Below are 10,991 nucleotides of genomic sequence, written 5' to 3' on the forward strand. Positions count from 1 at the left end.
TTTGGGAACTCGTTTGGGCACTCTTGGGCACTCTTGGAAACCCTTGTGATTAAGTGTTTTGAAGGCTATCCTGATGCACCAGTACTACACTTGTAAGAGGTGCCAGATGCTTCGGGCAGGTACCCACCATGACAGGCAGGATCCAAAAATCTCACAAGGGCACTGTTTCGGTTTTGAGTCAGAAAGGGCTACTGCGCCTGCGATGGCGAATTGAAGGATCGGACAAAAGGCCGGTGCTTTACCTGGGCTTACCTGACACGCGCTCCAACCGCAAAAAGGCAGAGCTGCTGGCAAAGCAGATTGAAATTGATCTGGCGGAAGGGACTTACGATCCAACGCTCGAAAAGTACCGAGTTAAAGTTCGTCCAACGAATGTGAATGAGCAGATCAGATCCCAGGGTGAATCCATAGTGGATTTATTTCACCGGTTTGTGGAGCACAAGGCTAAAGAAGTAGACGCCAGGACGCTGGAAAAGTACGGAGCCCTAGGGACGAGGCTGAAGCAGTTTTTCAAAGACCAGCGGGTAGATTTTATCGGAGTCGAAAAGGCGAAGGAGTTTGTGGAGTTTCTCCGGCAGTATCAAAAGCCTCGGACGATTCGCGATCGCCTGGCAACCTTGTCGGAATGCTGGAAGTGGGGACGCCAGGATTTGGATCCGTGGAAGCTGGTGAAGGTGAAGGACGACCTGAAGTCAAAGCCGAGGCCTTTTACCCACGCCGAGGTGCAGCAAATTTTGGAAACCTTTAAGGGCGATCGTTACTACGCCCACTACTATCCCTACGTCTATTTTTTGCTCAATACCGGTTGCAGGCCCGCTGAGGCTGCCGGGTTGAGATGGAACGCCATTGACGAGAAGTCCACTAATGTCTGGATTGGGCGCACTATTACCAGGGGTAAAAAGGAGAAAAATACCAAGACAGGGGAGGTAAGAAACTTTCCCTGCAACCAGCAGATGCAGGCTTTTCTGAAAGCTCACCGCCCCTCAAGTGCCCAGGAGTCTGACCTGGTGTTTCCAGCTCCTAAGGGTGGCCCTATCGGCGACAACAATTTCTGCAAGCGACCTTGGACAAAGGTGCTCGAAAAAGCAGGCATAGCTTACCGCAAGCCCTACCTGACGCGCTCAACGTTTGTCAGTCACTGCCTACAAGCGGGGATGTCGCCATCGGTTGTGGCTGAAATCACGGGGCATGATGTGAAGACGCTGTACAGAGACTACGCAGGCTGTATCATTGCCCGTCCCCAAGTCCCTGACCTTTATCAGGAGGGAACCCCCGGAGCAATTGATAATTAGGTGGGCAGGTAATGGTTATTGGAGCCGATGGCTCACCTGTCGCAGAATCCGAAGTCTGGCATGCCTTTTCAATTCAAGGCTAGAAGGCATGCGGATGCCAGAGCCTTTTTATAGACGATCACACGACGTATCTCGCTGGACAGCTGCTTCTAATTCAGTAGTCGTTTACCAACGCTTCTCTGGCTGATTGCTGAGAAGTCCTTTTTTGTAGGTTTTGATGGCTTGCTGATGGGCTTTGGGATTACCTCGATTGTGCAGCCAGTCCTGAATCAAATCCAGGTTATAACGCACACAGCGACTATTGATCCTGACCCAATGGACCCCCTCAATCCACTCGCCATTGAGCCGATACTTTTTCAACGTCGAATCACTCAGGCTCAAGCATTCGGAAGCCTGACGCTTATTGACAAAGAGCTGCATCACTCCAACCCCTGACTAAAGTACTGGGACACAATCCCTGGAGGGTGGGTAGAACCTGATTTGAAAATCTCTATGGATAGAAATGGTTAAAGCAGCTAAAGACAAGCTGTCCTAGTCCAACTCCATTCCCGGTTGCCGCTGCGGTCTGGGTCTGGACACCTGCTGCTGAGCCGACGGCGTCACCCGCACCTGCTGCAGCATCTTAATCACCGTTCCCTTGGCATACTGCGTCATCGGCGCAGCCGGTACGCGATTGTGATGGATCTGGTGCTGAATGTACGGGCTCTGAAGCAGCAGCACCGCCACCTCCTTTGGGGTAAACCCCGCCTTGAGGCCCTGGAGCGCTACTGCATCATCCAGCTTGATAGCCGCCCAATCGTTGTCCGCAAACCGTTGATAGAGTCTGGTGTAGTCCAGCTCCTCCTCGCCAATCACCTCCCGCGCCAGCGTCAGGTATTGCTGCCGGGCTTGGTGTCCTGCCTCAGTTTCCGGAGTTTTAGGAGTGAGTGCCATCGTTGTCCTACTTAGCTGGAGAAGCGGTTAACCCGGCAAACATGGCATCATCGACACCCACGCCTTCGAGCGAAGCAGGAGTGGCAGACACGCCTGATGGGTGACTCTGAGGCATGGCAATCGCCCCCGCCTCCACCAGATTCAACATGGCCGCTGTCACCGCCTGCTGAATCATCTCCTGCAGCTGCTCCTGCTGAGGCGTAGTCTCCGTTTTAGGCGGCTCTACCCCAAAGGTGCTGCTAATCAGCGCCATCTGATGGGCCAACGCCTCTATTGACTCTCGCGCTAGGGACTGCAGGTCATCCTCGGTGGCATCCGTACAGGCTTGGTAGGCAAACGGCTTCCAAAACGCCGACATCGCATCCAACCCCTTGTGCTTGCCCTCTCGACTCGACATCAGCGGATTGTCGATCAGGTAGCGGAACACGACCCCAATCGCCATCTCCCGGTCAGCATTGTAGGCAAACTGGATGCGCTGGCGATCGCTTTTGGTTCCCGTCCCGGCTTTGCGTGGCATGACCGTCTCCTCTAGGTGGCAACCGGCGTCGATGAGCCGATGAGTCCTAAGAATAAACCATAACCATCCGCCATTCGACCGGCCAGGGTAGGATTCTGGCTAAATTCGGGCAGAGTACTAACCACCTGGGTTAAGGCGATGTCGGTACCGTCGATGAACGCTACTCGTCCTAGCGACCGAATGTCCTCGAAGAAATCCACCAGCGGCTCATAAATCATGCGAGAGGCTCCGCCGCTGATCACAACATCTACTGAATGCTCCGTCATTCGTTTCAGCAAGTTATCGCGCAGATAGGTCACTACAGCTTTGCGGTAGAGGGTTTGCACCGCAGCAGCAGCCTCTGAGAAATCCACTACTCCAGCCTGGGACGGAGCGACCTGATGAGGGTCACCCAAACTCAGGGCTCGCATCAAAGCAGGGTAATCGGGGGTGGTTACTCCAGCCGACCGTGCTCCTTTTTCAAAGAAAAACCAAAAGCCAGGACCATCTGAGTTCGTTCCGTTCATGTTCAGCGTGCCATTGTCAAAGGCCAGCAGCGAGAGATTGCGGTGCCCCATCATCATGACCGTGGTGCGGCGTTGCTCAATCACCTCGCCGATGCGAGACAAATGCTGCTTGCGGATGAGATAGAGGCCAAAGCCTTCGGGATAGCACTTGCAGGTCAGCTCGACCTGCTGAAATTTCCCGCGACAGGTAAAGCCCTTTTGACACAGGTCTCTGAATCGAGTCTCGATTACTGACTGGGTCGAGAATTCACCCAGAGGTAAGGCCAGCCAGACCACGGCCTGATAGCGACTGGGCAACTGTTCAATCTCAGCGATTACCCCCAACGCCGCCGCCAGTTTATAAACCGCCTGCTCGTACTTTTTGGCGGACAAGCTATTCATCTCCAAGAACGCTTTAGCTGCCTCACCCACTATCACGACATCCTCATCCAACTCTAACCAGGCCATGTCCTGGGGACGACCAGCGGTACTCACCCCAGAGAGAACAATCGAGGATAAGCCATCCACCACTTCTGTGCCCATCCAAATTGGAGCGCATTGATTTGATTGAACCTGATAGAACAGCTTCGAGGCCGACGAGCCTAAATCAGCGGCTAACTGAACCACGGGGGACATAACTGGAGAAAGTTTCATGGTGAAACCCAGAACGTTACCCCTTCACCATAGGGCGATCTAACCTCAAAGGATTGAAAAGGTTAATTAAGTTTACTTTTGAACCAGAAATATTCAGAAAATGGTTATACAATGTTAGCTAAATTAGGTTAGTCTTCGATGCTACGCCCCCTCTGGGGGGCTTCGCGGAGGGGTCACACAGTACGCCAAGGTTTTGGCAAAAACCGGGTAACAGCCCTCCCCTAAGGTTTCTACCGTTTTTGAAGACGCTATCGCTTTCGCCTCGTGGTGGTGTCTTATTTTTAACCTCAAATATCCATGCTTTCTACAAGCAACCTCTCTGCGGCTCAAGCGGAGACCTATTACACCCACGAGGACTATTACTCGGCGGAAGAAGCCGCTCACCCGACCAAGTGGGTGGGCAAGGGGGCTGCGTCGCTGGGGTTGGCTGAGGTCGTTAATCAGCAGGAGTTCAGCCAGATGCTGTCTGGGCAGGCCCCTGATGGGCGATCGCTGACAGGGAAAGTGGTTGATCCAGAGAAGCGGCGGGCAGCGACCGACTTTACCTTCAGCGCCCCCAAGAGCGTCAGCATTGCGGCCCTGGTACAGCAGGACGAGCGGGTGTTGGCGGCCCACCATCAAGCAGTCGCCAAAGCCTTGGAGGTGTTGGAAGAGCGTTATGCTCAGACCCGAGTTTCAACCGAGGCCGGGCGGACAAAGGTGACGACAGAAAATATTGCGGCAGCGGTGTTTACCCATTCCACCAGTCGGGAGGCGGAGCCGCAGTTGCATAGCCATTGTGTGGTGATGAATGCGACGCAGTTGGCGGATGGACGGTGGTTTAGTTTGAGCAATGAAAGTGCGATCGCTAACCAAAAGCTCCTGGGCCAGATTTACCAGAATGAACTGGCTGTAGCCCTTAAGCGGCAGGGATACCAGATTGAACCCAAAGCTCATGGGCAGTTTGAACTGGCTGGGTATTCTCCAGAACTGCTCAAGGCGTTCTCGACCCGCAGGCAGCAGATTCTGAAGCTGATTGAGGAATGGGAGGCCACCGGGTCTGAGAACAACCGGGCAATGCGGGAGGCAGCGACCCTGGTATCGCGGAAGCGGAAGCCCAAGGAGGTGGACGAGGGGCTGTTGCAGCGGGGATGGAATGCCCTGATTCAGCTCAAAGGATTGGAACTGCCGGAGTTGCCCGAAGGTGTTGCCCCCTTAGCTGAATCATCTTCATTAGCCCCATCGATCATTGACACCGCGATACAGCACTGTGGGGAGCGGGAGTCGGTGTTTCGTAGGACGACGCTGGAGCGATTTGTGTTTGAGCACGATTTGGGGATGCAAGGGTTTGATGCGATTAAGGAAGCCATTGCTGACAGTCCCGAACTGATCCGAGTCGCCGATGGCAAGTTCACCACCCAAACCGCGCTCAATTTGGAACTCGACACCATTCGTCTGATGCAACAGGGGCGGGGGCAGGTGGGTGCGATCGTCCCCAGTGGCACCCAATTGAATGGCCTGGTGGAGCATTCACTGAACCCCGAACAGCAAAACGCAGTGGAGATGGCGGCGACCACGCCGGATGCGGTGATGGCGTGGCAGGGAGTGGCTGGGGCGGGCAAGACCTATGCCTTGAGTGTGTTGAAAGAACTAGCCCAGGGGCAGGGATACGATATCCGAGGCTTGGCCCCCAGTGCTGAAGCAGCCCATGTGTTGGGCGAGTCCTTAAACATTGAGATTACTACCGTAGCGGGTCTAATGGTTTCTGACACCCCTGATCAAGCGCCCCAACCCACACTCTGGATCATGGATGAGGCCGGGCTGTTGAGCATGAAGGATGCCCATGCTCTCTTGCGGCGGGCAGCGTTGGAGCAAGCCAGAGTGTTGCTGGTCGGCGATACCCGACAGCTTTCAGCGGTGGAAGCGGGCAACCCGTTCAAGAGTTTGCAGGCGGGCGGGATGACGACGGCTTATCTGGAGACCCATCGGCGGCAGCAGACTGGGGTGCTGCGATCTGCCGTGGAGTTGGTGGCCCAGGGGCAGGTTAGCGAGGGGATTGAACTGCTGGCCCAGGCGGGGTGCGTCAAAGAAGAGGTTCAACCTCAGGAGCGGATTCAGCAGGTGGCGACAGATTATTTGGCGCTGGCGGCAGAGGAGCGGGAGGCCACGCTGGTGCTGGCAGGAACTAATGCGGAGCGGTTGGCTCTGACCCAGGCGATGCGATCAGGATTACAGGATGAAGGGGCTGTGGGTGCGGATGGCTTTGTGATGCAGAGCTTACGCCGCAAGGATTTGACTACGGCCCAAGCCCGTTACCTCAAGGCTTACACGCCAGGCGATGTGCTGGTGCCGATTCAGGATTACCGGAAGCAGGGGTTGATTAGAGGAGAGCAGTACCGGGTGATCGCGGTGAATGACGAGGCTCAGCAGGTGGTGCTGGAGACGCCGAGTGGATCAGTGCTGTCGGTCGATCCAGCAGCGTGTCCACGCAAGACGGTGTACACGACGCAATTGATTCCGGTGGCAGTAGGCGATCGCCTCAAGTGGACACGCAACAACCCTAAAGCTGGAATCCGCAATGGGCAGGGGTTTGTGGTGACGGGGCTTGACGCGGATGGAACAGCGACGATTCAGGATGGGGCAGGGCAGACAGCCACCATCAACCTCGGCGGGAATCAATACATCGACTATGCCTGGGTGAGCACCACCTACAGCAGCCAGGGCAAGACAGCAGAGCGGGTGCTGGCGCTGCTGGGCGAAACGACGAATCGAGAGGCTTTTTATGTGGCGATTTCTAGAGCCAAGCGGGCGGTGACCCTATACACCACCAATCAGGCCGACTTGGTGCGGTTAGCCCAGGTGTCTTGGGCCAAGGAGAACGTCAGTGACTACGTACTCCTAACTCAAAAGGTGATTAATCATGGATATGAACAACGAGAAGAACGGAAGCCAGAACCCCTCCCCAGCTTTGACCCCAGAGCAGTGGGAGAACGTATTGGGCAGCGTGTTGCAGAGCAGCTTAGAGCCGCTGCGAGCCGAGATTTGCGTGAATACGCAGCGGGTGTTGCACCTGGAAGACCACGTCCAGACTCTTGGAGAGGATTGGGCGACGTTGCCCCAGCACTGGAACCAGAGCTTGGGGTGCTTGGTCGCGCAATTGCAACGTATCGTGAGCGACGCGACCTCCTCCGATGCGCAGGCGACCTTGCAGGAGCAGTTGCGGCGGTTGATTGCGGCCTTGAGCAGTTGGAACGGGCAGCTCAAGACCGAGTTGGCTTTGCAGCAGCAGTTGATCGCCTCACTGGAGCGATTGGAAGGACGATTGGACGAGAGCTGCAAAGGGTAGAGGCCCCCGAACCGACAAAGGCGAATTCCAGGGAGCAGCTTTTGAATCGGTGGGAGCATTACTCAGCGGGGTTGCCGTCAGCCAGTTTGGAGTTGCGGGTGGCACAGCGGGCGTTGCGGGATGGGTGCTCGGCTAAGGAGGTGACGCTGATGCTGGTGGCGGGGAGCGAGGTGGTAAGGCTGATTTATGACAAGCAGGGGAGGAATGAGGCGATCGCGTTTGCCCAGCACGTTGTGATCATAGCTAGCCAGCAGCAACCTCAGGAGGCTCACACTCCAAGAAAACGAGAGACAATAGAACTAAAAATGTAAGCAGGTCGTGAAGTGGTGTTCAGAAAACCATGCCTGATCAGTCTCGAAGCCCTAGTTTCTTGGCAAAAATACAAAAGCTTTGGAAAAACGTATTAATACAAAGCCGAGGGCCATCGCCCATACAGAATGTGTCGTCGTCACAGTAAAATATGCTTGGACTGAAATACTTAACTCAATGGACTTTTGAGCAGTATCCGAAACAAGGAATCATGATTTTCTAGCGATGTGTCAAGCAGTCAGCTAATTAACAATTTGCTTAGCTATGATTAGGGCATTACGCTGGATGTTTCTATGGCGTTACTCTTAATAAAGAATGAGTGAAAGGCATTTGTGGAAAACACCTTTCACTCTAAAACTAGTATTTTCATTATTCACTTGAAAGACTCAAGGATAATTGAAATAGCCACTATACAAAAGGTCATACCTGCAATAGGAATAAATGCGTAAGACAAAAGACCAACAAGGATATTGGTGACGCCTGTAGCTTGCAAGCTAGCAGAAACGACAAAAGCAATGCCTGAGCCAAGCAAGAACAAAGAGAAGAATTTAAGAACTCTAAATGCCAACTTAATAATTGGACTGTAGTCATCCTGAATTGATTTACCTAATTGAGGAGAGTAGGAAGTTCGACGAGAACTCTTTAGAGATCGAGAAGTCAAGCATTTTTGGAGCATTTCAACTTGAGATTGTGTTAGTTGAGCTTCACTCACAATATGTCCGATCGCTTCTGCAAACTCAAATGGCAGGGAAGAGTCGGGATTCTGAATCGCAGAGTTTTGATTAGATTGAGAGTTTAGATTTAGCATTTAAAGACCTCCGGATTTTGTAAACTTTAGAAATCGACCCAAGGATTTTTAGCCAATTTGAGAAGCATTGAAAATGAAAACTAACATGTCAGTTGCAAATCCAGTGCTTGATTTTTGATAAGTCAGTGTAGTGGTCAGACATGGCAATTAGTCTGCGGCTAGTCATAGAACTCAGGCTGATTACCTCAACTTTTCGTCCCCGTTGCTTTACTAATTTAACAGCATATGTAAAATCTCCATCACCACTAACAAGTACTGCTGTGTCATATGAGTTCTCAAAAGCCTTGATAATGAGATCAGAAGCAATTTCTACATCCAAGTTGGCTTTTACAGAGCCATCCTGATACCGAATAATTTTTCGGCCAACGATTTGATAGCCTTCTAAGTCCACACGCGACTGCAATTGTTGTCTGTGTTCGTCCGACTTCACAGCTGTGTAGAGAAAAGCACCTGAAAACTGGCTACCTTCCATAATGTAATTCAGAAAACGTGCGTAATTTACTTGCACACCCAGAGAAAGTGCAGCATGAAATAAGTTGCCTTCATCCACAAAAAGAGCAACGCGTCCACGATCCTTCCTTAGACGAGGAGAATTTTGTTTTTTAAGGCTGTGGACATAATCTTTTTTTAATCGGGGAACTTCTTGCTCCCTACCAATACGCCTGTGGTTTTCTCTCAACCGAGAAGTATTGGGGCTTATGATGCCATTTAGCCTATTAGCTTCACACGCTGGCACAACACCTGCATGAGTCATAATACTACTCCTGAATTTCAGAATAGGAACTTAACCTTCCTATGTTTAAGGAGTTTCAGAATCTATATTGCTACAACACCGTTGCTCAAACCGCAGACGTATCAAGACTTTCAGGTATCTTCAGAGCCAAAAGCCCCTGAAATATAGTTTCAAGATTACAATCCTTCCTATTGCTTCTATTTCTCCCACTACAACAGCTTCTGCGGTAGGAGGAGGATTGAAAGACATAGCTCACTACTTACTATGGACAGTAATTTAGCTTGCTTCTACGTAGAAGTCTTTGGTGTTAGCTCAAAGTGATACACATTCTTCATGAAGCTGCACCCAATAGGGGCCTGAACCCCTTGCCCTACAAGAAGGTATTAATTGCAAGCCCAAATTGAACTGGTATGAACAGGTTAGACAGTAGAAACGATTTGCGATTAGTCAAGCTGATCATAGCTATGCCCCAACCTAAGCCTCATTCCATGTGCCTGCAAGCCTTAAGCCAAATGCCCCTCGAAATATCGAGAGTAGGTTACAGCGTTTACTTCCTTTGCCGACAGGGGTGATACATGTCTCTGCAAGCCTTGTGTCGGGAATTCAAGATTGTATTATAAGCAATTTGTTGTAACCTAGTTTCAAAAGCTTTTTGTGAAGAGATAGCCTAAAGCGACCTGAGAAACAAGGCTTGTAGATCCAGATTTATGTGCAAGCTATATGCAAGCTTCTCCTGAAACCTTTTATTTATAAGACGATTGGTTGACTTAACATTTAACATTTCAGGAGGAAGTATGCAAGCAAATCAAGAAGGGATTGACAGAGGTAATGTGATTCTCACATGTGTCATATTTGCCTTGGGCTTAGTAATAGTGGCCATCGTAATCATCGCTATCGGTAGCTTCTCCGGCGCAACTGTCATTTGGTAGCCCTAGCTACCTTAAGCCAAGACTGATTTCCTAAAGTGCATCTACAGCCATTTTCACTTAGATCCTTAACGATATGTCAAAAAAGCTTCTGCTTCTTAAGTCCTAGACCCTTCTATAGCGGATTTCACTGAGGGAATTACATCGCGATGATTCCCCCTGTTCCACTAAGTAGGTGAACAGAATTAGGAGATAACTAGGAAAGAAATTACCAGCTAAGCGGGACGGATCAGAATGTCGTACTTCGGTAACAGCGGATGTCGTTCCAGTCGCTCTTCAATGCTCTTCATCTCCTTTTTCGTTAACGCAATCCCCTTTTCGTAAGTTGTTGTGTTCAGCCGGATAGTGGGATGGTGGCGTTTCCAAGTCATGCTCTGGGCCCAGGCCAGCATCGTCTCGACATCGGTAAGGCGTGTTCCATTCCAGTGTTGTTCTAAAATCCCCCAACAGCGCTCGATGGGATTGTACTTACTGTGATAGGGCGGAAAGTAAAGGAGTTGTAGCGGCTTACCAATCTGGTCAACCCAAGCCACAAGGCGATTGAGAAACTGGGTTCGCACCCCGCTGCTTTCGGGACCATTATCGACTTTGAGTTGTATTCGAGGCAGTGCCTGCCGAGTGGATGACGGTAGATGCGCCCACCAGTGTTCCAGCACATCGACAATGAAATCACTGGTTTTGTAAGACCGACCAAATTCGATGTAGAGATCCCCTCGGTCCTCATCCACGACGCCACAGGGAATGCACTTGTCCTTGATGCCCATGTCGTGGTCACAAGCCTGAGTATCTCCCCGCGTTTTGCCCCCGCGTGAGGAGTCTCCGAGGCACACCGTCGCCTTGCAGTCGAGGCTCAACCGCACCGCGTTTTGTGTGATGGCCTGCTTGCGTATTTGCATAACTTCGGCACCTAGTTGCATCAACTTCGGCACCCCCTCGATTGGCGAGGGAAAAACAGCATAGCTGGGCAGGTCAGATTCATTATGCAGTCTGTGAATAGATCGTGAGAATA

General features: G+C 51.6%; 9 protein-coding genes. 2 read left to right on the top strand and 7 right to left on the bottom strand.

The annotated features are described in order from the left end of the window. Positions 1-128: 128 nt before the first annotated feature. Positions 129-1,292 carry a tyrosine-type recombinase/integrase gene (locus tag ACQ4N7_RS25525; RefSeq protein ID WP_430714259.1) on the top strand — a complete coding sequence of 388 codons (1,164 nt, stop codon included), beginning with the start codon at positions 129-131 and terminating at the stop codon, positions 1,290-1,292. Between the two features lie 165 nt (positions 1,293-1,457). On the opposite strand, the gene ACQ4N7_RS25530 is transcribed toward ACQ4N7_RS25525, so the two are convergent. The 4 genes from ACQ4N7_RS25530 to ACQ4N7_RS25545 form a co-directional block, all read right to left on the bottom strand. Continuing rightward, a complete protein-coding gene (locus ACQ4N7_RS25530) occupies positions 1,458-1,712 on the bottom strand; it encodes a helix-turn-helix transcriptional regulator (protein WP_430714260.1) in 255 nt (84 codons plus the stop codon). A gap of 111 nt (positions 1,713-1,823) precedes the next feature. Further along, a complete protein-coding gene (locus tag ACQ4N7_RS25535; protein WP_430714261.1) occupies positions 1,824-2,225 on the bottom strand; it encodes a hypothetical protein in 402 nt (133 codons plus the stop codon). Between the two features lie 7 nt (positions 2,226-2,232). Then, the gene (locus ACQ4N7_RS25540) at positions 2,233-2,742 is read right to left on the bottom strand and encodes a hypothetical protein (RefSeq protein WP_430714262.1); all 510 of its coding nucleotides are present in this window, start codon (positions 2,740-2,742) and stop codon (positions 2,233-2,235) included. 11 nt (positions 2,743-2,753) lie between these two features. Continuing rightward, positions 2,754-3,881 (bottom strand): hypothetical protein, encoded by a 1,128-nt coding sequence (locus tag ACQ4N7_RS25545; protein ID WP_430714263.1) that lies wholly within the window; start codon positions 3,879-3,881, stop codon positions 2,754-2,756. Between the two features lie 297 nt (positions 3,882-4,178). Between ACQ4N7_RS25545 and mobF the strand changes: the two genes are divergently transcribed. Then, positions 4,179-7,517, top strand: a complete 3,339-nt coding sequence (gene mobF, locus ACQ4N7_RS25550; RefSeq protein WP_430714264.1) for a MobF family relaxase — start codon at positions 4,179-4,181, stop codon at positions 7,515-7,517. A 371-nt stretch (positions 7,518-7,888) separates the two neighbouring features. Here the strand turns inward: mobF and ACQ4N7_RS25555 are convergent, their stop codons facing one another. From ACQ4N7_RS25555 to ACQ4N7_RS25565, 3 genes are all read right to left on the bottom strand, one after another. After that, positions 7,889-8,323, bottom strand: a complete 435-nt coding sequence (locus ACQ4N7_RS25555) for a hypothetical protein (RefSeq protein WP_430714265.1) — start codon at positions 8,321-8,323, stop codon at positions 7,889-7,891. An 88-nt stretch (positions 8,324-8,411) separates the two neighbouring features. Further along, on the bottom strand, positions 8,412-9,077 hold the full coding sequence (locus ACQ4N7_RS25560; protein WP_430714266.1) for an NYN domain-containing protein: 666 nt from the start codon (positions 9,075-9,077) through the stop codon (positions 8,412-8,414). A gap of 1,120 nt (positions 9,078-10,197) precedes the next feature. Next, positions 10,198-10,991: ISAzo13-like element transposase-related protein (locus tag ACQ4N7_RS25565; protein ID WP_430714267.1), on the bottom strand; the 794-nt coding region annotated here is incomplete at its 5' end.

It is taken from the genome of Nodosilinea sp. AN01ver1, assembly GCF_050565655.1.
Classification (GTDB): domain Bacteria; phylum Cyanobacteriota; class Cyanobacteriia; order Phormidesmidales; family Phormidesmidaceae; genus Nodosilinea.